General features: G+C 41.9%; 21 protein-coding genes. 2 read left to right on the forward strand and 19 right to left on the reverse strand.

The annotated features are described in order from the left end of the window. Positions 1-52: 52 nt before the first annotated feature. Complete coding sequence (locus tag AC4HAN_RS00595) at positions 53-1,465, reverse strand: collagen binding domain-containing protein (RefSeq protein ID WP_491090506.1); 1,413 nt, start codon at positions 1,463-1,465, stop codon at positions 53-55. A gap of 409 nt (positions 1,466-1,874) precedes the next feature. Between AC4HAN_RS00595 and AC4HAN_RS00600 the strand changes: the two genes are divergently transcribed. After that, complete coding sequence (locus AC4HAN_RS00600) at positions 1,875-2,384, forward strand: helix-turn-helix transcriptional regulator (RefSeq protein ID WP_491090508.1); 510 nt, start codon at positions 1,875-1,877, stop codon at positions 2,382-2,384. A 71-nt stretch (positions 2,385-2,455) separates the two neighbouring features. Here the strand turns inward: AC4HAN_RS00600 and AC4HAN_RS00605 are convergent, their stop codons facing one another. Both AC4HAN_RS00605 and AC4HAN_RS00610 read right to left on the reverse strand, forming a co-directional pair. Further along, positions 2,456-3,892 (reverse strand): glycoside hydrolase family 1 protein, encoded by a 1,437-nt coding sequence (locus AC4HAN_RS00605; protein ID WP_491090510.1) that lies wholly within the window; start codon positions 3,890-3,892, stop codon positions 2,456-2,458. A 192-nt stretch (positions 3,893-4,084) separates the two neighbouring features. Beyond that, positions 4,085-4,531 carry a CHAP domain-containing protein gene (locus AC4HAN_RS00610; protein WP_491090511.1) on the reverse strand — a complete coding sequence of 149 codons (447 nt, stop codon included), beginning with the start codon at positions 4,529-4,531 and terminating at the stop codon, positions 4,085-4,087. A gap of 214 nt (positions 4,532-4,745) precedes the next feature. Here AC4HAN_RS00610 and AC4HAN_RS00615 point away from each other — a divergent pair, with 214 nt between their 5' ends. Then, on the forward strand, positions 4,746-5,648 hold the full coding sequence (locus AC4HAN_RS00615) for a helix-turn-helix domain-containing protein (RefSeq protein ID WP_491090512.1): 903 nt from the start codon (positions 4,746-4,748) through the stop codon (positions 5,646-5,648). Positions 5,649-5,734: 86 nt separating this feature from the next. Here AC4HAN_RS00615 and AC4HAN_RS00620 read toward each other — a convergent pair whose 3' ends face one another. From AC4HAN_RS00620 to AC4HAN_RS00695, 16 genes are all read right to left on the reverse strand, one after another. Beyond that, a complete protein-coding gene (locus tag AC4HAN_RS00620) occupies positions 5,735-7,240 on the reverse strand; it encodes a prolyl oligopeptidase family serine peptidase (RefSeq protein WP_491090513.1) in 1,506 nt (501 codons plus the stop codon). A gap of 273 nt (positions 7,241-7,513) precedes the next feature. Beyond that, the gene (locus AC4HAN_RS00625) at positions 7,514-9,448 is read right to left on the reverse strand and encodes a beta-glucoside-specific PTS transporter subunit IIABC (RefSeq protein ID WP_491090515.1); all 1,935 of its coding nucleotides are present in this window, start codon (positions 9,446-9,448) and stop codon (positions 7,514-7,516) included. A gap of 400 nt (positions 9,449-9,848) precedes the next feature. Then, the gene (gene licT, locus AC4HAN_RS00630; protein ID WP_491090516.1) at positions 9,849-10,682 is read right to left on the reverse strand and encodes a BglG family transcription antiterminator LicT; all 834 of its coding nucleotides are present in this window, start codon (positions 10,680-10,682) and stop codon (positions 9,849-9,851) included. 103 nt (positions 10,683-10,785) lie between these two features. Further along, on the reverse strand, positions 10,786-11,856 hold the full coding sequence (locus AC4HAN_RS00635) for an ABC transporter substrate-binding protein (protein WP_491090517.1): 1,071 nt from the start codon (positions 11,854-11,856) through the stop codon (positions 10,786-10,788). Then, positions 11,849-12,625 carry an ABC transporter permease gene (locus AC4HAN_RS00640; RefSeq protein ID WP_491090518.1) on the reverse strand — a complete coding sequence of 259 codons (777 nt, stop codon included), beginning with the start codon at positions 12,623-12,625 and terminating at the stop codon, positions 11,849-11,851. The genes AC4HAN_RS00635 and AC4HAN_RS00640 overlap by 8 nt, the downstream gene beginning before the upstream one ends. Continuing rightward, positions 12,622-13,416, reverse strand: a complete 795-nt coding sequence (locus AC4HAN_RS00645) for an ABC transporter permease (protein ID WP_491090520.1) — start codon at positions 13,414-13,416, stop codon at positions 12,622-12,624. The genes AC4HAN_RS00640 and AC4HAN_RS00645 overlap by 4 nt, the downstream gene beginning before the upstream one ends. Next, positions 13,400-14,554 (reverse strand): ABC transporter ATP-binding protein, encoded by a 1,155-nt coding sequence (locus AC4HAN_RS00650; protein WP_491090521.1) that lies wholly within the window; start codon positions 14,552-14,554, stop codon positions 13,400-13,402. Before AC4HAN_RS00650 ends, AC4HAN_RS00645 begins: the two co-directional genes overlap by 17 nt. A 3-nt stretch (positions 14,555-14,557) precedes the next feature. After that, positions 14,558-15,478, reverse strand: a complete 921-nt coding sequence (gene murB, locus AC4HAN_RS00655) for a UDP-N-acetylmuramate dehydrogenase (protein WP_491091106.1) — start codon at positions 15,476-15,478, stop codon at positions 14,558-14,560. 155 nt (positions 15,479-15,633) lie between these two features. Continuing rightward, positions 15,634-16,119, reverse strand: a complete 486-nt coding sequence (folK, locus tag AC4HAN_RS00660) for a 2-amino-4-hydroxy-6-hydroxymethyldihydropteridine diphosphokinase (protein ID WP_491090522.1) — start codon at positions 16,117-16,119, stop codon at positions 15,634-15,636. Next, a complete protein-coding gene (folB, locus tag AC4HAN_RS00665; protein WP_491090523.1) occupies positions 16,116-16,478 on the reverse strand; it encodes a dihydroneopterin aldolase in 363 nt (120 codons plus the stop codon). The genes folK and folB overlap by 4 nt, the downstream gene beginning before the upstream one ends. A gap of 6 nt (positions 16,479-16,484) precedes the next feature. After that, positions 16,485-17,285 (reverse strand): dihydropteroate synthase, encoded by an 801-nt coding sequence (gene folP, locus AC4HAN_RS00670; RefSeq protein WP_491090525.1) that lies wholly within the window; start codon positions 17,283-17,285, stop codon positions 16,485-16,487. Positions 17,286-17,294: 9 nt separating this feature from the next. Then, positions 17,295-17,855: a GTP cyclohydrolase I FolE gene (gene folE / locus AC4HAN_RS00675; RefSeq protein WP_491090526.1), complete on the reverse strand. Its 561-nt coding sequence runs from the start codon at positions 17,853-17,855 to the stop codon at positions 17,295-17,297. 22 nt (positions 17,856-17,877) lie between these two features. Further along, positions 17,878-19,155: a bifunctional folylpolyglutamate synthase/dihydrofolate synthase gene (locus tag AC4HAN_RS00680; protein WP_491090527.1), complete on the reverse strand. Its 1,278-nt coding sequence runs from the start codon at positions 19,153-19,155 to the stop codon at positions 17,878-17,880. Between the two features lie 86 nt (positions 19,156-19,241). Further along, positions 19,242-20,126, reverse strand: a complete 885-nt coding sequence (gene rarD, locus AC4HAN_RS00685) for an EamA family transporter RarD (RefSeq protein WP_491090529.1) — start codon at positions 20,124-20,126, stop codon at positions 19,242-19,244. Next, positions 20,113-20,979, reverse strand: a complete 867-nt coding sequence (thrB, locus tag AC4HAN_RS00690) for a homoserine kinase (protein ID WP_491090530.1) — start codon at positions 20,977-20,979, stop codon at positions 20,113-20,115. The genes rarD and thrB overlap by 14 nt, the downstream gene beginning before the upstream one ends. A 1-nt stretch (position 20,980) precedes the next feature. Continuing rightward, positions 20,981-22,267, reverse strand: a complete 1,287-nt coding sequence (locus AC4HAN_RS00695; RefSeq protein WP_491090532.1) for a homoserine dehydrogenase — start codon at positions 22,265-22,267, stop codon at positions 20,981-20,983. Between the last annotated feature and the right edge of the window lie 101 nt (positions 22,268-22,368).

Consider the following 22,368-nt stretch of genomic DNA (forward strand, 5'->3'; position numbering starts at 1 on the left):
TTTCATCAAAAAAAGCAGGAACTATCAGTTCCCGCCTTATTCATATCTTTGATTAACGGCGTGTTCTATAGAAGTAAACTCCTGCTACTATTACAGTAACAATCCCAATAGCAGTCAGCCAAAGACCGGCTTGCTCACCAGTGGATGGCAGGACAAGTCTTACTTTCTGCTTAACTGTTTCTTTAGAAGTCGTTGTTGCGTTTGTCGTCAAAAGACCTTCTGACGTTGTCGCCGTTGCTGAGTTACTTGTTGTTTCTTCTTTTGCAGTCGTTGTTTCTGCCGAAGTTGTAGTTGATGCATTGCCTGTTGTCGTTGCAGCTGCTTCGGTAGTCGTACTGTTTTCCGTTGTTGTTACCTCTGTAGCAGTGCTGCTTTCCGTCGTAGAGGCTTCAGTTGTTGTCTCAGACGAAGCCGAAGTCGTTGTTTCAGAAACAGTTGTTGTCGTTTGCAGCTCTCTTCTTTGTCTTGAGCTGGCTTTGCCATAAGCAGACTCAATGCGGGCATAGCCAACTGTATCAGAATAATTTACATTATTTCCGGAAATTGCAATGGTGTTGGTCATATCATTACCAACCGACTGTGATTTAGTCAAACGTGTATTATAGGAAATAAAGATAGCATTATTGGTCGTACTGCCAAAGGTATAAGTAAATCCAACCGCTGAACCGGTGTTATTTGTTTGATAAGAGAGATTTTTAGAAAAATCTTCTGCATAGGGCCTTGAAGCAGCCTCATCCAAACTGTCTACATCATCACCTTCAATATATTGCAAGCGCGCAGCCAGCAAAGATTCTTTGACAATTTCCTGACCTTCACCAACAACGTCCGTTAAAGTAAGATTATCAATCGCTGCCTGTTTGCTGTTGATCAGTACTTGCCAATGAATAATACTTGGATCGTTAGGATCTTGATAACCCGTTTTATAAACAGCAGGACTTACTGGTACAACCTCTTTTTCTTCAACCGTAGTAGTATAGGCTACCCCGTTGTAGGTGAAATTAAGCGTCCCCGGAGTTGTTATGTTGTCATGATTGACCTGTACGTTGAAATTGAGTGACATCTCCTTATCAAGAGGCAGCTTTTCAAAAATATCTGTAAAGGTCACAGTTACCTCTTGTGTTACCGGATCAGTAACCGCCTTGCCGGCCAGCTGACCGCTGGAATGCAAAACATCAAAGGTCAGAGCTGTAGTAAAGCGCAATTGTTCCGGAAGTTTTAAAGTCAAGGTATCACCAGCTTTAATACTCACCTCATCCGGAAATGTGATGCTGTTACTGACTGCCAACGGTTCCCAGTAGCGAATAGCTGAATCAGCAGAAAGCGGTGTACCGTCTGACTTGGTAACTGAAGACGTATTTGCATAATTGGTAACTTGGTCAGCTTTTACAGTTTTTGTCATCCAAAAAGCTCCTACTAAAATAGTAAGAATTGAAACTAAGCTTAAAAGTTTCCATTTCATTTTCATAATAAAAAGAATTTCTCCTTAAAAATTTTCGTAGAATATTTCAAAATATTATATCTACATCACGTATTTTAACATAAAAACATTGTTTTTAATAGAAGAATTCTAAATGTCGTTAATTTGTTATTTTTAAAAAATTCTAATCTTTTACTAAAGAAATACGAAAACACATTGATACATCTGTCCTTTCAATTTTTCATCTTCTCATTTTCGAAAGCTGTTTTCTAATTTTAGCAACCCCTTTCATGAGAAAAGAACGAACACACTGTTTTCTTTCTCAAAACGATAATTTTGCCTTTTAATATAAAATAATTTACTCATATTTATTATTTTATATTAAAATATAATTGACAGTTTATTATTTAATTTATATAATATAGTATAAAATAATTGACAACAAGGTAATTGTACTATGCCCAAAAGAATTTCGCATTCTAATCAAAACATCAAGCGATTACAGGTTAATCTTTCCTCTCTTCGAAACATCGCCAATTGGACTGCCGAAGATTTAGCAAAAAGGATTGGTGTTACAAAGCAAACCATCAGTAACCTTGAAACTTCTGACGGAAAAACCAATCAAATGAATCCTACTCAATACCTGGCCATTCGTTCAGTCATCGATAATGAGATTATCAGCAGCGAAAATCCTGTTCTGCGCGAAGCAATGAATTATCTCTTCAGTCAGAAACACAGTCTGGAGATAGATAGCGAGACCACAATAATGCAGGATTTAAAAATTGCCCAGCTTGGTGCTGCCTCCAAGGCGGCCTACCTTTCCCAGCCTAAAAACAGTGAGCAGACAGAATTAGAAAGAAAGGCAATGGCTGCTTTTGCCCTGCTTCCTTTAACAACTTCAATTTTGGGTACTTCTTCTGCTGTTTATAAAACTTTTTCATTTTTTAATGATATTATAAGTCAGTAATTAAACACTGTAGATACATCATAAAAATGCCGGGATAAAATCCCGGCATTTTTTAAACTATTTTTACCTGTTTAATCATAGAGACTCGCTCCATTTGTTTCGATGACTTTTTTGTACCAATCGAAAGATTTTTTCTTATAGCGTTCCAAGCTTCCGGATCCGTCATCATTGCGATCTACATAGATAAATCCGTAGCGTTTGCTTAATTCTGCCGTAGAAGCTGAAACCAAATCAATCGGTCCCCAAGTTGTATAGCCAAGCAATTCTACTCCGTCTTGCAGAGCTTCTCCAACCTGCACCAGATGTTTTTGCAAATAATCAATTCGATAGTCATCTTCAACTGTAGGTCCATCCGGACCTTGAACCAGAACATCCTTAGCACCTAAGCCGTTTTCAACAATAAAGAGCGGCAGCTGGTAGCGGTCGTAAAAATCATTGAGCACCAGGCGCAGGCCAACTGGATCAATCTGCCAGCCCCATTCGGAAGCTTCCAAATAAGGGTTGGCAATGCCTCCCATGATATTGCCGCGGCCGCTTTCATAGGCTTCAGGATTGTGTGCTGCTGCCACACTCATGTAATAAGAAAATGAAATAAAGTCAACTGTATTTTCCAGCATTAATTCTTTATCCCCGTCAGCAAACTGTATCTCTATATTATTTTCCTTGAAATAGCGCTTAATATAATTTGGATACTTACCGCGTGCGTGCAAGTCACTGAATAGATAATTTTGGTTTTCAAATTCCCGAACCGCTAATTGATCAAGCGGATTGGCTGTCATTGGATAGGCAGGCATGGCAAGCACCATACAGCCGATTTTAAAATCCGGATTGATTTCATGGCCGACTTTAGTTGCTAAGGCTGATGCTACAAGTTCATGATGAACTGCCTGATAAAGATCTTGTTTGCTTAATTTTTCAGGGTCTGTCATAATGCCGCCAGACATAAAAGGAGCATGCAAAACAGAATTAACCTCATTAAAAGTCAACCAGTACTTAACCTTATCTTTATAACGTGTAAAAACGGTTCGGACATAGCGTTCATAAAAGCCAATCAGGTCCCGATTAGCCCAACCGTTGTATTTGCGAGCTAAGTGCAAAGGGGTTTCGTAGTGAGACAGTGTGACTAAAGGTTCAATGTTGTACTTTGCCAATTCATCAAAGACCTTATCATAAAAAGCAAGTCCGGCCTCATTCGGTTCTTGATCATCGCCGTTTGGAAAAATACGTGTCCAAGCAATCGACAGCCGAAAAACCTTAAAACCCATTTCTGCAAAAAGGGCAATGTCTTCTTTATAGCGGTTATAAAAATCAATTCCTATTAATTTAAGATTGTCCTCTGTCGGTTCATCCGTAATTAAGGGACTTGACGATCCGGGCTGAGCAACACCTCCTTTAGGCGTCACATCTTGTACTGACAAACCCTTGCCGTCTTGATTATAAGCACCTTCAAATTGATTAGCGGCTGTAGCGCCGCCCCATAAGAATCCGTCTGGAAATGTGTAAGGCATAGTGAGTTTCCTTTCAAGTTTTGATACTATTATTATATGATTTTTAGAAGAGAGAAGGCTGACACTATCTTTGGAAATACTGATACTATGCTTTGATATTCAAAAAAACAAGAAAAGCAGTCTCAACTTTAAATTTTGATTCTCTTTTCTTGTTATTCTCTGTCTTTTTTTGCTGCTACAGCAGCTGCTTACTTATAGATAAATAAAAACAGCTTGAACTTGCGGTGTTATACGGCGCCAATTAAGAATTTTAGGCTGTGGCATTTCGCTGATGATGAAACTTCCGTCACTGTTGAGATATTCTACAAAAGCAAGATGATCCTTTTTATTTCCATCTGCATCGTCTCTTAAAAAACAAGCGACAGCTCCGACTCTGGCTGCACTTCCTACGGAGCTGCCTTCTTGCTGAGCCTTGTCAGCCCACTCATCAGCTTCACCCCAAAGGGGACTAATGGCTTTACCTAATTGGGCACAACGATTATAAATATACCAATCCGGCTCACCTTCAGTATAGGGATTGCCTTCACTGCTCATTTTGACTGTATGTTCATTTGGCAAACTATAAATCAATTGTGCTTTCTGCCGGCTGTTTAGCCTGGCATTGTAAAAACCAGTTAAAATAATGTCCTTTTTGTCCACTTTCTTTTATCCCCGTTTGATGCTTTATCATGCAATGTCTTATACTAAAAATTATATCTGCAAATATTACAAAAGGTAACAATTTTATTTCTGTTTTATTACAGAATATTTCTTAATCAAGACATTTCTTCTAAACAGATTTTCTTTTTAGCTTCTTACTGCCCATTATATGCTATAATAATACTATCCTATGATTTAGTAAGAGAGACTAGGGATGAAAGATTTTTTAACAGACGAAAATTTTAAACATACAACAGATTTTGAAAATCAGCTTCTGCCTTATAAAATTTTTGAAACGGCTATTTCTAATGGGCGTCCAGACACACTTTTTCACTGGCATCCCGAATTAGAAATTTCCTATATTTATGAAGGAACCGCTCAATATCATATCGATTATGATTATTTCAACAGCCGGTCAGGTGATATTATCCTCGTACGTCCCAATGGTATGCACTCCATTCACCCTATCGGCGATAAATGTCAAAAAGCTGAAACTTTGCTGTTTCATTTAGATATGGTCGGTTACTCGCTTTTAGACCAGACAAGCCTTCGTTATCTGCAGCCCCTGCAAAATTCCAGCTTTAAACTGGTTCCTTGTATTAAACCCGGCATGTCCGGCTATGAAGCAATCAAAAACTGTCTCTTTACTATTTTTGATATTTACCATAAGCAGGGACGGCACTTTGAGCTGCTTTTAAAAGCTAAACTGCAAGAGCTGGTCTACTTACTCTATTTTCACCAGTATGTTCTGCGCAAGCATTCGGATGATATGTACCGAAAAAATGAAAAAATCCGCGAATTAATTGACTACATTCATCAGCATTATCAAGAAGAGCTTCCGATCGAAATGCTGGCAGACCGCTTCGGTTACAGTAAGACCCATTTTATGACGGTATTTAAGCAGCATACCGGAACATCATGTACCGAATTTATTATTCAATTTCGGCTCAGCAAAGCCTGTGACCTGCTCATTAATTCAATTAAGCCCATTCTTGAAATTTCAACCGAAGTTGGTTTCAATAACCTGTCAAATTTTAACCGCCAGTTCAAGCGGTATTATCAGATAACCCCCAGTCAATACCGAAAAACGACTAAAAAACCCGTTAAGTCCGGCTAAAATAGTATAGCTCCAATATCTATAACTGAAAAACGAACAAGCGTACTTGTTCGTTTTTACGATGCCTATTTTTGCAGGCAATTATGTTATTTCTTTTGATCATTGAGCCAGTCAAAAACATCCGTATAGGTTTTTCCGCCCCATTTAACAGTGGCAGAACCACCCTTTGTCTTATTGCTGGGCTTAAATCCTGATAATTTTGAAGCTTTTTTGACAGCTGATGGGTCTTGAACGCCTGACACCTGATCGTTAAAGAAATATGTCCAAGACCAATGCCCGTTGTAAACAGTATCTTTCATATCAAATCCCTGTACATTTTTATAATACGAGAACCATTTGTTCTTAGCACCGCTGTCAATCAGAGCTTTGTAAATCGGCAGCGAGTAATTTTCAGGATTGACAACTTCATCTGCCGCTGAATGAACAAACCAGATAGGAATACTCTTTAAGGTTTTCACTTTTTTGCTGTCAAACCAGACCTTATCTGTGCGAATAGGTGATTTTCCGGAAACGCTGTTCTTATCTTCTACTGTTTTGTAGCTACCGTCAGCATTTCGTTCGTGTTCATAGTAAGAATAAGCGGTTGCTTGAGGAACTAAAGCAGCAAAATAATCGGGATAGTGTAAAGCCATATTGATGGTCATATAACCCCCATTCGAGCAGCCTGTCAAATAGATACGATCAGGATCAACGTCTTTATTATCAGCTACGTATTGCTTGATTGTATCCATCAGTGCCTGAGTATAGCGTGACACACCTGAGCCTGAACCATTAGTGCCATCCCCTTCATCCATCCAATACGTTGGCGTCTGTACCGTTAAAATGTAAGCTCCGGTTTGCTTTCCTGCTTTAAAATGACTTTGGATGTTCTTTTTAGCAAGAGCAGTCACTTCATTGCCAAGCAGCGTAATATCTTGGTCGGTCCCGCCTTCACCTTGACCGTGCAGCCAGATAATTAAAGGATTTTTCTTACCGGATTTCAGACTTTCAGGCTCATAAGCTGCATATTTTAGAGTGATGCTTTCTTCTTTTTTAGTGAAAGGATTGGTGTAGTTTCCCGAAAAATCACCCCTGTTCTTAAAAACATCTGAATCCGGGGAAAGTCTTTTATCAACAGCATCACTGGTGCTATCTAATCGAGCAGATTTTCCATTTTGGCTGACGTTCAGTCCTTTGATAGATACAGGGTATGTCTTAACCCACTGATTTTGAAATACATCCATGTTGTAAATAAAAGGCGATGCATTTTTATTGGCATCTTCAGCATCATATGTAACAGGCATTTGAATCGTTAAATAACGGCTTTCTTTAACTGTGCTCTTTTGGCCGGTTTTATCAGACAAATAAACCTTTTGAACGCGTCGGCTGACACCTGCAGTCTCAACTTTGAGTCCTTTGGACGATACCTTTGAAACTTTCTGGTCTAATCTCACAAGAAGCTTAGGAACAGCAGGTCCAAACTCATAACCCTTGATAATGATTTTAACATCATTGATATGATTTTTGCTTTCAGACGCCAAAGCAGGATTCGCTGACATAAAAGCAAGACTCAAGGCTCCTAAAGCAAGTAATTTCTTCATTTCTTTTTTCATCAGACTTACCTCACATAATTAAAACGCTTTCATTTTAGCTTGCTAACTGCCTTTTTATCCACTCATAGGAATCCCTCCTTATCAAAAAATCTCTGACTTTATCTTAGCAAAGCCAAGCACCGCCTTCAAGCACTTCTGCTGCTTTCAATAGGATAATATCACTCTTTCGTATTTTAATACCATTGAATCAGAATAGGCATAGAGCTTATAAGAATTTTATAACATAAAAATAAGACCGGAATTGTTTTTTCCGATCTTATAAATAATTGATTGTTATTTGACAGCTGTCAGGAGATAATCGCCCGCTTCAACAGTTCGCTCCTGCGTAGTCAGGACATCTTCGTATTGGTCTGAATTTGTCACGATGACTGGCGTGATAACCGGCAGACCGGCTGCTTTAATCGTATTGACATCAAACTCAAGCAGCTTCTGACCGGCTTCAACCTTATCACCAACCTCAACAAAACCTTTAAAGCCTTTGCCGGCAAGTGAAACAGTATCCATACCGATGTGAATCAGGATTTCAGCGCCATTTTCAGTCTTCAAACCGATCGCATGTTTAGTCGGAAATACTAATGTGACTTCTCCTTTGGCCGGAGCAACAACAGCACCGTCATCAGGGTCGATAGCGATTCCTTTGCCCATAGCTCCTGATGCGAATACTTCATCGGGAACATCTTCCAGTTTAACGACTTTACCAATCAGAGGACTGGCGATGATTTCTTGCTTGATTTCTTTTAGTTCCTGAACAGTTTCTTCTTCTGAAACGCCGTCTGCACTTTCAGCCCCCGGTTGGCCGTAAAGGTAAGGAATTTTAACAAACTGTGTCAAAACAAAACCGAGAACAAAGTTCATGACAATCGCAATCAGGAAGTGAATGAGAGTCATTGAGTCTTTAGGGTTGATGAATGATGGAATGGCAAAGAGTCCTAAACCGCCCATAACCTGCATTTTAACATTGAAAAGAGACAAGTAAGCACCTGAAATAGCTCCGGAAATACAAGTCATGATAAAGGGCAGACGCATTGGCAGGGTAATACCATAGATAGCAGGTTCTGTTACCCCAAACAAAGCAGAAATAAAGGCTGGGATAGATAATTGTCTGACTTTATTTTCTTTGGTACGCATCATGATGTTAAGCAAAGCACCTGCTTGTGCAAAACAGATAGCTACGGTTGCAACGAGGATAAAGCCGGGACCTTTTTGCAGCTCCAAAATAGCCAACGGAACAAGTCCCCAGTGAAGTCCAAACATAACCAGTATTTGCCACATAGCACCCAAAGCAATACCGTAGATAATTGGGCTGAGACTGTAAATACCTGTAAAAATCGCACCAACAAGGTCAGAAGCCCAGCTCATAACAGGACCGATAACAAGGAAAGACAAAGGAACAGTAATCAAGATGGTAAAGAAAGGAACCACGAAGACCTTGACAACATCCGGAATAATCTTTTTAAAGAATCCTTCAATTTTAGATCCTGCCCAAATAGCAACAATAATCGGCAAGACCGTTTGCAGATAGCTGGAAGCCGGGAAAATAATCGGAATACCAAAGAAGGTTGAATAAATTGGTGATTCAATCAAAGTGCCTTGGAATAAGGTATAAAGCGGCTCTTTGGCAGTAAAGCTGGCAGCTATATTTGGATAGACCATGGCAAAACCGATAGCCAGAGCTGTGAATTGTTCCATCTTGAACCGTTTTGCTGCGGTCAATGCCAAGATGAGCGGCAAGAATTGGAAGAACCCATCACCTGCTGCGTTAAGGACAACATAGGCACCATCAGTTTCGGGAACGCCTACCGCTGCCATAATAGCAACCAGCCCTTTAATCATACCTGCTGCTGAAAGGGCACCAAGCATAGGTTGGAAAAGCCCGGATACCAAAGCGATAAAGCGGTCAAACAAATTGCCCTTTGGCACATCGCCCTCATCAATATCAACACTGCCTTCACCAGTGATTCCGCTGACTTTCAGGACAGCAGCGTAGACATCGGGAACATGATTGCCGATGACAACTTGGAACTGTCCTCCTGCTTTCACCACGGTTACAATACCTTCCCGCTGTTTGAGGTATTCTTCGTCGGCTTTACTTTCATCCTTGAGAGTAAAACGCAGGCGGGTGATACAGTGGACTAATTTGACAATATTATCTTTGCCGCCGACATGCTTGACAATATCATTTGCCAATTCAGTATAATCTTTAGCCATTTTAGGCTCCTTTCATAAGATGCTAAGCCGTTAAGCGACTCACAGGAAAATAGGAACCATGACGAAGATGCTTAGCATCTAGGAAATGGTTATCTTTTTCCAAAGAGTCGTAGGCGTGTTCGATTAAACAAGATGCTAAGCCGTGAGTAACTTATCACTATTAAATAACCGAATTCAGCCGATCTGGCTCTAGCGTAGTTATTTTTAGAATAATTACCGTTTCACACGCAAAAAAACCTAAACAAATACCAAATGACCAGACAAAGACACACTCTTTGCAATCACTTCGTATTTATCTAGGTTTTGCCTGCTTAACCAGTAACAATCCTTTATGATTAATATTATAGCACATCGTTTTATTTTTGCAAGCGCTTTTACAAAAATAATTTAAAAAACTAGTCTACTGACTAGCTTTCAGACGCTGAATATGGATGGTGAGATAAACCTGCTCATCCTTGCTCATGGGAAAATCATAAGCAGACACTACATAGGATTTGATCTTTTCGGTACAGGCAAAGGCATGAGGATAATTTTCCTTGACTTGCTCATAAAGGAAGGCGTCATTCTTACCCTGAACAAGACCGTTTGCCACACGCTGAGCAAAATATTGAACATGGGTGACAAAGCGATTGTAGCTGATCGACTCTTCATCTGTTGGGCCGAAATGCAGGCGGACAATTTCCAAAATATCAATCACAATCTTGGAAATCAGCCGATTTTTCTCCAGCAGACCGCCATCTTTTTGAGCGTTGATAAAATGCAGGGCAATCGAAGCTGCCTCATCATCAGCCAGTTCTACGCCCAGTTTTTCCTTGATATATTGAATCGCTTCTCTTCCCAGCTGAAATTCTCTGGGATAAAATTTTCTGACTTCCCAGGACAGCGGATTTTGTATGATCAAACCTTCTTTTGTCCGCTCAATGGTATAGTGCAGGTGATCAGCCAAAGCAATGTACAGCGAAATATCAAAGTTTTGTTCTAAAACTTCCTGTCCTTGATGGATAATATCAAGAACCATCTTGATCTCGTCACTGTCGAGATCAACATAGACACGTGATAATTCACCTGCCATATCCGTATCCTGCAAAACAAAACGTTTTTCGATTAATGCCTGATCAACCTCATCGCCGGGCTTCTTTTGAAAGCCCAAGCCCTTTCCCATGACAATAATCTCTTCATCCTTATCCCCCAGGACCTGAACGACATTATTATTAAATACTTTATCAATTTTCATAGTATTTTCCTCAGCCTTTAATAAATGAGCACTTGTTTATATCATATCAAATAAAATGATAAAAAGTAAAGCTTTCTTTCAGACTTGCCTTTAAAGGGCGGTTCTACTTGCGATACATTTTGAACTGCAGATAGAGATCATTATAAACACCCAGCCACTTTTTGCCGAGATTGTCATAAACTTCCAAGCGGCTGACAGTTTCAGCATCAGGATAAAACGCTTTATTATTTTTAATCCGGACCGGCAGCAGCTCTTTGGCCTTGGCATTTGGTGTCGCATAACCGATATAGCTGGCATTTTGAGCAGCATTCTGCGGTTTCAGCATAAAATTAATAAAGGCATAAGCTTCTTTTTGGTGTTTTACTGTTTTAGGAATCACCAGATTATCAAACCAGAGATTTGACCCTTCACTGGGAACAAGATAGCGTAAATCCTCATTAGCATCCAGCATTTCGCTGGCTTCACCGGAAAAAGTAACGCCCAAAGCAGCATCGCCCCTGATTAGATACCCTTTCATCTCATCACCGACAATAGCCTTGATGTTGGGAGTTAATTGGTTCAGCTTGTTTTCAGCTTTTTTTAGCTCTGCGGAATTTTTAGTGTTTAAACTGTAGCCAAGACTGTTCAGACCAAAGCCGATGACCTCGCGGGCACCGTCAACCAGCATGATACTGTTGGCATAGTCCTTATTCCAAAGGTCACTCCAGTGCTTGGGCGCCTCAGTCAGCATTTTGCTGTTGTAAACAATGCCCACCGTTCCCCAGAAATAGGGAATCGAGTAAGCATTTGACGGATCGAAACTTTTCCCGAGAAATTGCGGGTCAAGATTATTCCAGCCTGTAATTTGCGACCGATCAAGTTTTACCAAAAGCCCTTCAGCTCTCATCTTACTAATCATGTAATCGCTGGGAACAGCGATATCATAGGTTGTACCGCCTTGTTTGATTTTAGTGTACATGGCTTCATTAGAATCAAAGGTCTCGTATTGAACCTGAATGCCGGTTTCCTTGGTGAACTTGGTTAAAAGCTCGGGATCAATATAGTCCCCCCAATTATAAATGACCAGCTTATCAGACTTGCCGCCGCTTGCCTGCTTATTCATGTAAAAAACCAAACCGGCCAAAATGAGGACAATGGCTAGGACACTCCCCATAAAAGAGTAAAGTTTATGCATGCCTGTCCTCCTTATCCTGAGAAATAAAATAATAGCCGATGACAAGCAGAATGCTGAAAAGAAAGACTACAGCAGACAGAGCGTTGATTTCCAATGAAATGCCCTGCCGTGCTCTGGAGTAGATTTCCACCGAAAGGGTCGAAAAGCCGTTACCGGTGACAAAAAAGGTAACGGCAAAATCATCCAAAGAATAGGTGAAAGCCATAAAATAACCGGCAATGATACTGGGTGTTAAGTAAGGCAGCATGACTTCTTTGAGCATCTGAAAATGGCTGGCGCCTAAATCATAAGCAGCATTGATCATATCATCGTTCATTTCTTTTAAGCGCGGCAGTATCATCAGGACAACAATAGGAATAGAAAAAGCAATATGACTGAGAAGCACCGACAGCATTCCTAATTTAAAACCAATAAAGGTAAAAAGAATCAAAAAAGAAGCACCAATCATGACATCGGGAGCAACCATCAGGACATTGTTGACGGACAAGACAGCATTCTGAGCCTTCCTTTTGGTTTGATAAATAAAGATAGCACCGAAAGTTCCGATAACCGTTGCCAATAAAGAACTTAAAAAGGCAATAAGAAAGGTCTCAGCTAAAATCAGCATCAGCCGCTTATCACTAAACATGCTCCCATAATGCTCCAGCGTAAAACCGGTAAAACGATTCATATCCCCGGCCTGATTAAAGGAATAAAAAATCAGATAAAAAATGGGGATATAAAGAATCAAAAAGACAAGGATCAAATAAAGATTGGCTATTTTTTTCATTTATGTCTCTCCTTTGTCACCCACATAATAAAGAGCATAGTCATAATCAAAACGACTCCGATGGTTGAACCCATACCCCAGTTCTGCGTTGTCAAAAAATGCTGTTCAATAGCCGTTCCCAGTGTAATCACACGGTTGCCGCCAATCAGACGCGTCAGCATAAACAAGCTGAGACTGGGAATAAAAACAGACTGAACACCGCTTCTGACGCCGTTTAAAGATAAGGGGAAAATAACCTTAGCAAAGGTCTGCAGATCAGTTGCTCCCAAATCGCGGCTGGCATAGATTAAATTGGGATCAATATCATCCAGCGCATTAAAAATCGGCAGAATCATAAAGGGAATTTCAATATAAGAAGCCACAAAAATAAAAGAAAAATCTGTAAAGAGAATCTGCTGAGGAGCAAGCCCCATAAACTGTAGGAAATTATTAACTCCGCCCTCACGACCAAAGATGCCCATAAAGGCATAGGCTTTAAGCAAGAGATTGATCCAAGTCGGCAAAATAACCAGCATCAGCCAGAGCTGCTTTTGCTTAAGACGTGTCAGAATCAAAGCAGCCGGATAGGCAATCAGCAATGTCACCAATGTGATGATAGCAGCATATAAAATCGAATTGAGACTCATCCGCAGATAGGTCCAGCTGGCAAAAAAAGTCTGGTAGTTGCCAAGTGTTAAGTGGCCTTCAATATCAAAAAAAGATTTGTAAAGAATAAGAGCAACCGGTGCTAAAACAAAAAGGCCTATCCAAAGAAGATAGGGGAGAGAAAAGGCATTAAACTTTTTCTTCATGACGCTCCTCCTCTATAGCATTGATCAGGCCATCTTCGTGTTCTTCGGTTTCAGCGTATTCTTCAAGGCGGGCGTCAAACTCTTCTTCAGTTTCATTAAGACGCATAATGTGAATATCTTCGGGCCTGAAATCCAGTCCGATGATCTCACCCTCAATAGCCTTGCGGGTCGAATGGATCATCCACTCATTGCCAAGGTCATCATAGGCAATGATTTCATAGTGAACTCCGCGAAAGAGCTGCGTGTCTACTTTAACCTGCAGCTTGCCTTCTTCCGGCAGTGTGATTTGCAAATCTTCCGGCCGGATAACCACCTCAACAGGCTCGTTGGGGCGCATACCGCCATCAACTGCTTCAAACTGCCGGCCGTTGAATTCTACCAAGTAATCTTCAATCATGGTTGCCGGCAAAATGTTCGATTCCCCAATAAAAGTTGCCACAAAATGATTGATGGGCTCATCGTAGATATCAACCGGGGTTCCGGATTGAACGATTTCACCATCATTCATGACAAAAATCCAGTCACTCATTGCCAAGGCTTCTTCCTGATCATGGGTGACAAATACAAAAGTAATGCCCAGTCTTTGCTGCAATTCCCGCAGTTCATACTGCATTTCGGTTCGCAGCTTTAAATCCAGAGCTGACAGCGGCTCATCCAGCAAAACGACCTTGGGCTGATTGATGATGGCACGGGCGATAGCCACGCGCTGCTTCTGGCCGCCTGATAATTTATGGATAGAGCGATTTTCAAAACCGGCCAAACGGACCATTTTCAGGACTTCTCTTACTCGGTTTTCAATTTCTTTTTTGGCTATTTTTTGCAGTTTGAGCGGAAAAGCGACATTCTCAAAAACAGTCATATGAGGAAAAAGCGCATAGGACTGAAAGACTGTATGGACATCACGTTTGTTGATCGGCAGATCGTTGATTCTCTTGCCATCAAGAAAGATATCGCCGCTGCTTACGTCCAACAGGCCTGCAATAAGGTTCAGTATGGTTGATTTTCCAGAACCCGAGGCACCAAGCAGCGTATAAAATTTTCCTTCTTCCAGCTCAAAATTAATATCTTTTAAAACAACTGTACCGTTATCGTCAAAAACTTTCGAAACATTTTTAAAGGCAATGATAGGATTAGTCAATGCTTATGCGTCCTCCGCTTGTACTTCTTTTTCGCCAATAATGCGAACTTCCGGCTCCAAAGTAACTCCGGAATTTTCTTTAACCCTGCGGATCACATCCGCAATTAAATCCTCGTAATTTTTGGCAGATCCATTGTCAATATTGACCATAAATCCGGCATGCTTTTTGCTGACTTCCACACCGCCGATGCGATGCCCCATGAGCTGAGCTTCCATGATGAGCTGGCCCGCAAAATGCCCTCTGGGACGTTTAAAAACAGAGCCGCAGGACGGATGTTCCAAGGGCTGTTTCAAAGCCCGCAGGTGGTTGAGGCGCTGCATTTCCTGGCTGATAACTGTATAATCGCCTGGTTTGAGCGAAAACTTAGCCGAAATTACGACTTCTTTATTGTCCTGCAAGGCTGAGTGACGGTAGCCAAAACGCATATCCCGTGCTTCAATCGTTTTAATCTCACCGTCTCTGGTCAAAACCTGCGCAGAAATCAAGATATGAGAAATCTCGCCGCCATAGGCACCCGCATTCATAAAGACAGCGCCTCCGACACTGCCCGGAATACCGCAGGCAAATTCAAAACCGGTCAGGCTGTGGTACTGAGCAACCTTGGTCGTCTCAATTAGATTGGAACCTGCCTCTGCTTCAATAACATAACCGTCAACTGTAACGCTATTAAGCTTGTCAAACATGATGACAAACCCTCGAATTCCGCCGTCACGGACAATCAGATTGCTGGCGTTGCCTAAAACCATCCAGGGCAGATTGTGCTTGTTGGCAAATTTAACAATTCTTGCCAATTCATAGCGGTTGCGCGGAAAGGCAAGAAAATCAGCCGGCCCGCCAACTCTGGTATAGGTATACTTCTTCAAAGGTTCATTAAAACGAATGTCAATACCTTCTAAACTTGTTTTCATTTCTTCTAACATGATAATCTCAATTCTATACTTTTCGATACTAAAAAATCGGTAATTAAAACCGATTTTATTATATCAAATTTTAGTTACTTTGACGACAGAAGACATGATTTTTAATACATCATTCTCTGCCCAAAGCCATGCCTGATAAAAAGCCCGCCAGCAGCAGATCAGTCCTTGAGACGTTTAACCCCGGACTTATCTACTGCTTTCAGCAACTCCGCTGCCGATTTCTTCAGCAGCGGGTGGATAAAGCTAGCGGCAATTTCAGTTAAAGGTACCAAAACAAAAGCACGCTCCTGCAGATAAGGGTGAGGCACTTGCAAGTTTTCGTCGTCAATAATCTCAGAGCCGTAAAAGAGGATATCAATATCAATGGTTCTTGGACCCCAGTGCTCATGGCGGACACGGCCCAGCCGGCTTTCAATGTTTTGGCAGCTACGCAGCAGCTCTTGCGGTGACAAATCAGTTTCCAGCTGACAGACCAGATTTAAAAAATCGGCCTGATCTGTTTTGCCCCAAGCGGTGGTCTCATAAACTGCTGACTGAGCTAGCAGGCGTGTTCGAGGAAGTTCAGCCAGACCGGCCAAAGCTTTTTGTAAGTAAGCTTTCCTATTTTCAATATTGCTGCCCAGGCTCAGATAAACACCGGTCATGGGCGTTCTCTCTTCAACTCAACGCCGACAGCGTCGTAATGGCCGGCAATAGGCGGGTTTTCTTTGCTGATTCGGACGGTAACAGCCAAAATAGCAGGAAAATGTTCAAAAATATCTTGGCAGACAGCACCCGCGAGCCTTTCAATCAAGGCATAGCGGCTGTTTTCAACACGGTGTTTGATCACCTCAAACACTTTGCCGTAGTGGACTGTATCTTCCAGATTGTCTGTTTCGGATGCAGCCTTTAAATCGGCTGTTAATTCAGCGTCCACGACAAAAATCTGCCCCAGAGTCTGCTCTTCAGAAAAGGCCCCGTGATAAGCGTAAAACCGACAGCCTTTTAAAATAATCTTATCCATAATTCCTCACATTAACTGGCTGGCCACCTTGACAATATCTTTATTGACCGGCACATTGTGCACTCGGACAATCTGACAGCCCTTACCAATGGCATAAGCAGATAAGGCAGCTGTTGCCATGTCGCGTTCCTGCGGTTTTGTATTGCCGCCAAGCATACTGTCAACAACACGTTTTCTGGAAATACCAAACAAAACAGGGTAGCCAAGACTTGTAATCTGATCCAGCTCTTTTAATAATTTTAAATTTTGTTCAATATTTTTAGCAAAACCAAAGCCGGGATCAAGCCAGATATTTTCTTTTTTGACGCCGGCTTTTGCTGCTAATTCTGCACGTTCCAGCAAAAAGCGGCTGACATCCTGAGTAATATCACTGTAGACCTCATCATTTTGATTGTGCATGAGAATGATGGGCACATCCTTTCTTGCTGCCAAGTCAAACATGCAGCCGTCGTAGAGCCCCGACCAGACATCATTAAGAATATCGGCGCCTGCTTCAAGCGCTGACTGAGCTGTTTCGGTCTTATAGGTGTCAATGCTGATGAGACAGCCAAAACGCTCTTTAATCGCTTTGATAACCGGCACAACCCGCTTTATTTCATCCTCGGCGGAAACAAAAACAGCTCCCGGACGGGTTGACTCTCCGCCAACATCAATAATCTTCGCCCCTGCATCCAGCATTTCTTCTGTTTGTTTTAAAGCCTGCTCAACAGAAAGGTACTGCCCGCCGTCTGAAAAAGAATCCGGGGTCACGTTGAGAATCCCCATAATGACTGCCTGTTCTGTCAATTCATGTTTGCCGATCTTCATGCTAACTCCTTAATTGTGAATCATGGAAATAATTTCCTGCCGGACTTCTTTGTCAGACCGACAAGTGCCTTTAGCTGCGCTGGTTACTGTTTTACTGCCGGGCTTTTTAATCCCCCGCATGGTCATGCACATGTGCTCCGCCTCAATCATCACAAAAACACCTTTGGGTTTTAGCGCCTCTTCAAGTGCATCAGCCACTTGAGCAGTCAAACGCTCCTGCAGCTGCGGACGTTTGCTGGCCACTTCAACAGCACGCGCCAGTTTACTGAGTCCCGTTACACGGCCGTCACTTGGGATATAAGCCACATGAACCACTCCGTAAAAAGGAACCAAGTGGTGTTCACACATGGAGTAAAAGGGAATATCTTTAACTAAAACAACTTCTTCATGATTTTCAGAAAAAACTGCTGTAAATTGATCCTTAGGATCCTCATGTAATCCGGAAAACATTTCCTGATACATTCTGGCAACACGCTTTGGTGTATCTAACAGCCCTTCGCGCTCTGGATTTTCACCAAGTGCCTCTAAAAGCTGATAAACAGCCTCTTCAATCTTTTTTTGGTCTGACATTTACTTTCTCACCCATTTTTTCTTAATACAATCTATTATAGCCTATTTCTTTATTTTTCAAAAGGTCTTTTCTGACCTGCGAAATAAAATAGAGCGATCCCGTGATAACAAAGAGATCCTCTTGCCGAGCATTCCTAAGCCTTTGCAGCCAAGCCGAAAAATCAGGAACCTGTTCATATTTCGAGGGATAATCTTCCAAAGCAAGGGCTCTGGGATAAGGAAATGTTGTCACTGTCACATCCGCAAACTGACTCAGCTGCACAAGCATACTGTCAACTGGTTTGCCTGCAATAGCCGCAAAAAGAATATGAACGTTTTTGTCAGCGTACTGCTCTTTTAAGAGATCCGTTAATACAGCGACACTTTCATTGTTGTGAGCCCCGTCAATCATGAGATTTTCTTCGACAAACTCCATTCTGCCTGCCCAGCGGCTGACTGCCAAAGCACTTTTAATAACGGTTTTGGTCACATTTGGGAATTTTTTTTGCAGCAAAAGACATGCCATAACAGCCAAGGCAGCATTGGCTCTCTGATGCCGTCCTTTCATCGCAAGACGAATATCAGAGATGACTTCATAACCATAATTGAAATCAAATACGTCTCCCTTATCTGAAATCTTAAAATCTTCTCCCAGCTGATACAGAGGACTTCTGGTTTCCTGTGCTTTCTGATAAAAAACAGCCTTAACATCGCTGCGCTTTTCAGCAAAAACAAAGGGCACGCCTTCCTTTAAAACGCCGACCTTTTGCTGAGCGATTTCAGCATGGGTATTTCCCAAAACAGTCTGATGATCCAGCCCGATTGAGGTACAGATGACTGCCTGTGCTTTAAAAACATTGGTTGAATCATACAGGCCGCCCATGCCCGCTTCAATAATCACCAGATCAACCGGATGAATCTGACCAAAATAAACAAACATCAACAGTGTGATGATTTCAAATTCGGTTGCCGCTTCAAGACTGGTTTCAAGCGGGAGGCGTTCGACCACGGGCTTAACCAGCTGAACCAGATTGATAAGTTCTTCTTGGCTGATCATTTGGCCGTTCAAAGAGATACGTTCCCTGAAATCAATTATATAAGGGGAGGTAAAGGTCCCGACATCATAACCCGCTTTGCTAAAAATAGTCTGCAGGTAATTGACTGTCGACCCTTTGCCGTTAGTACCTACAACATGGATACCGCAAATATTTTGCTGGGGATTTCCCATTTCCTCAAGCATCCAGGCCATCCGTTCCAAGCCCGGTTTGATACCAAATTTTAAATTGTCATTTATCCAGGCTAAGGCTTCCTGATAGTTCATTGTTTCTCCAATTCACAGGCTAAGGATTAAAAATCTGCCTGCTTTGCTTTCTTTTTAGAATTTATGAAATGGTCTTTGCGATGCGCTTACCTGCTTCTTTTCATCATTATGAGCTGCCCCAAAATAAAAATGAAAACCGCCAGCCAAATGAAAATAAAACCGCGCAGTTCACCGACAGTGATGGTTTCGCCAAAAACCACAAGAGCAATCAAGAACTGTATGGTAGGGTTAATATACTGAATAAATCCGATTAGGTTAAGGGGCGCTCTTTTAACTCCTTCTGCAAACAGCAAGAGCGGAACAGCAGTTACAAATCCGGAAACCATGAGCAGAACATTCTCCCAAAGACTGTAATCAAACAGGCTTTCACGGCTGAAAAAGAGAAGATAAATCAGTGCCAAAGGTGCTATAACAGCGGCTTCCACCATCATAGCGACATCACTGGAAAGTTTGACGTTTTTCTTAATCAATCCGTAAAAAGCAAAAGAAAAGGCCAGCAAAAAAGTAATCACAGGGATGTCTCCCGTATGAAAGATAAGAGCACCAACACCTAAAGCAGCTAAACTCACTGAAAAAGCTGTCCATCTGTCCAAGTGCTCACCCAAAAAAATCAGCGATAACAAAACAGAAACCAAAGGCATGACATAATAACCAAGACTTGCTTGAGTAGCTTGCTGGTGAGTAACTGCATAGATGTAAGACAGCCAATTAACAGCAATTAAAAAACTAGCCAGGATTGCGGCAGCTCCTGCTTTTTTATCTGTTACTAAGCCTTTTACCTGCTGCTTATAAATGCTCTGACGTTTAGATAAAACCATATAAAGCAGCATAGTCAGCAGGGTCCAAAGAATACGGTAGGAAAAAACAGCATAGGCATTGACCCCTGACAGCTCCTTCCAAAAAAGGGAGATAACTCCCCATAGTACATATGCTTCTAAACCGAATAAAAGTCCCCGTCTAGTCTCTTTCAACCCTCACTCCTTCAGTATCGACAGACAAAAGATAGGTTCTGCCATCCAATTCCAAAGAATCAATCGCTTCTTTGATTGCTTCTTCCTTGTTTTGATCAGTTAAAACGATGACAGTAGGCCCGGCTCCTGAAAGATAGGTCGCATAGGCGCCGTTTTTTTCACCAACTGCTTTAATCGCCGGAAATTCTTTAATAAGGGATCTGCGGAAACGTTCATGAAAAAGATCGCCTTCAATCGCTTTACCGGCAGTCTTTAAATCACCTGTCAGAAGTCCTGCAACAGCTACATTGGCAATAGAACTGGCTGCAACGGCTTCTTTGTAATTCAGCTGATCTGGCAGAACATTGCGACTGTCGCTGGTTTTAAGCTCATAGTTAGGAATAAAGGCCACAAAAGAACACTGAGGGAAATCAGCGGCAACATAGTTGACCTTCTCATCGACATAGCTGGATACCACAAGATTGCCCAAAATCGCCGGCGCCACATTGTCAGGGTGGCCTTCGATAGCTGTAGCAATATTCAGCTTTTCACCGGCTGTCAGCTGTAAGTCTGCCAATTGATTCGCCAGCTCGATTCCGGCAACAATAACAGAACTTGACGAGCCAAGCCCTCTTGCCAGAGGAATATTACTGGTCATCCGCAGCCGGTGAGGCTGCAGGTTAGGGGCAACCTTCAAGGCTGTCACAATCAATAAATTACGGTCATCACTCGGGATGTTCTCCAAATCATGGATAATTTCCCAGGAGTCGGCTGCTTCTAAAACTTCGATAGAAAGATATTTGGAAAGAGCGACACCGACAGAATCAAAACCCGGTCCGACATTAGCCGATGTTGCAGGTACTGTAATTTTCATCCTATTCCCCCAGCACTTTGAAGGTGTTGACCAATTCAAAATCGGCAACGGCCTTCAGTTTCTCAGTCACATTGGCTAACTGCGTTTTGCTCAGAGAGTGCGTGATAATGACCACACGCGCTGTTTCGCCATTAGCTTTCTGCTGCAGAACTTGTTCAAACGAAATATCTTCTGAATTAAAAATTTCAGCTAAGCGCAGCATCTTGCCTTTTTCATCTGCAGTATTGATGGCAAAGTAATAGTGGCTCTTCACATCGTCAGGATGCGCAATCTTGGTATCGCGGACAAATTCGTTAAAAGGCTTGCCGACATTACCGTCTTTAATGCGGCGGGCAATGCGAACAATATCTGCCGTCACAGAGGTTGCTGTCGGTTTCTGGCCGGCACCCGGTCCGTAATACATGGATTCACCAATGCCGATAGACTCCACAAAAACGGCATTCATCACATCGTTAACGCTGGCAAGCGGATGCGATTTGGGCAGGAAGGTCGGTGAAACTTCGGCAAAGATACCTGATTCGGTCTCTTCGACAGAACCTACCAGTTTAATCACATAGCCCAGCTGCTGAGCCACACTGACATCATCAGGCGTAATGCTTGAAATACCCTGATGGGCTACCTGATCAAAATCAATGGTCATCCCAAAGCCGAACTGACTTAAGATAACCGCTTTATAGGCGGCGTCAATCCCTTCGACATCATTAGTCGGGTCGCTTTCGGCATAACCCAGAGCCTGCGCTTCTGCCAAAGCAGCTTCATAGGTCCATCCTTCATCAACCATCTTGGTCATCATAAAATTAGATGTTCCGTTAAGCACACCTAAAATGCGTGTTACCTTGTCAGAAGTCAAAGAATTAGCCAAGGTCCGCAAAATAGGAATACCGCCGGCAACAGCCGCTTCATAGTAAAAAGCAACGCCCTGATCCTTTGCCAATTTAATCAGTTCCCTGCCGTGTGTGGCAATCAGATCCTTATTCGCAGAAACAACATGTTTGCCGGCTTCAAGCGCCTTTGTAATAAAGGTTTTGGCAGGCTCGATGCGTCCCATCAGTTCAACAACAATCTCAATCGTCTCATCGGATAAAATGTCATCAACATCAGTTACAAAGTTATACTCATTGCCCTCAGCCAAAAGACGGTCTTTTTCTTCATCATCTTTAACCAAGACCTTAGCAATTTCCAACTGGTCTCTTGAAGCAGCCGTGATTTTCTCATGATTTTCCTTTAACAAAAACGGAATACCGCTTGCCACTGTCCCGAAACCAAGCAAACCAATTTTTATAGACATTTCTTTCTCCTTGCAAAAAACATTTTTTTCATTATATCAAATTTTCAGCAGAATTTACAGCTAATTACCTCTGCCTTTATGCTATAATTAGCTGAAGGGAA

The sequence above is a fragment of the Streptococcus sp. ELY_86 genome, assembly GCF_058314495.1.

Coding starts and splice junctions, on each gene's coding strand:
- AC4HAN_RS00595 (WP_491090506.1), bottom strand. CDS start 1,465: ATGAAAATGAAATGGAAACTTTTAAGCTTAGTTTCAATTCTTACTATT.
- AC4HAN_RS00600 (WP_491090508.1), top strand. CDS start 1,875: ATGCCCAAAAGAATTTCGCATTCTAATCAAAACATCAAGCGATTACAG.
- AC4HAN_RS00605 (WP_491090510.1), bottom strand. CDS start 3,892: ATGCCTTACACATTTCCAGACGGATTCTTATGGGGCGGCGCTACAGCC.
- AC4HAN_RS00615 (WP_491090512.1), top strand. CDS start 4,746: ATGAAAGATTTTTTAACAGACGAAAATTTTAAACATACAACAGATTTT.
- AC4HAN_RS00620 (WP_491090513.1), bottom strand. CDS start 7,240: ATGAAAAAAGAAATGAAGAAATTACTTGCTTTAGGAGCCTTGAGTCTT.
- AC4HAN_RS00625 (WP_491090515.1), bottom strand. CDS start 9,448: ATGGCTAAAGATTATACTGAATTGGCAAATGATATTGTCAAGCATGTC.
- licT (WP_491090516.1), bottom strand. CDS start 10,682: ATGAAAATTGATAAAGTATTTAATAATAATGTCGTTCAGGTCCTGGGG.
- AC4HAN_RS00635 (WP_491090517.1), bottom strand. CDS start 11,856: ATGCATAAACTTTACTCTTTTATGGGGAGTGTCCTAGCCATTGTCCTC.
- AC4HAN_RS00640 (WP_491090518.1), bottom strand. CDS start 12,625: ATGAAAAAAATAGCCAATCTTTATTTGATCCTTGTCTTTTTGATTCTT.
- AC4HAN_RS00645 (WP_491090520.1), bottom strand. CDS start 13,416: ATGAAGAAAAAGTTTAATGCCTTTTCTCTCCCCTATCTTCTTTGGATA.
- folK (WP_491090522.1), bottom strand. CDS start 16,119: ATGACCGGTGTTTATCTGAGCCTGGGCAGCAATATTGAAAATAGGAAA.
- folB (WP_491090523.1), bottom strand. CDS start 16,478: ATGGATAAGATTATTTTAAAAGGCTGTCGGTTTTACGCTTATCACGGG.
- folP (WP_491090525.1), bottom strand. CDS start 17,285: ATGAAGATCGGCAAACATGAATTGACAGAACAGGCAGTCATTATGGGG.
- folE (WP_491090526.1), bottom strand. CDS start 17,855: ATGTCAGACCAAAAAAAGATTGAAGAGGCTGTTTATCAGCTTTTAGAG.
- AC4HAN_RS00680 (WP_491090527.1), bottom strand. CDS start 19,155: ATGAACTATCAGGAAGCCTTAGCCTGGATAAATGACAATTTAAAATTT.
- thrB (WP_491090530.1), bottom strand. CDS start 20,979: ATGAAAATTACAGTACCTGCAACATCGGCTAATGTCGGACCGGGTTTT.
- AC4HAN_RS00695 (WP_491090532.1), bottom strand. CDS start 22,267: ATGTCTATAAAAATTGGTTTGCTTGGTTTCGGGACAGTGGCAAGCGGT.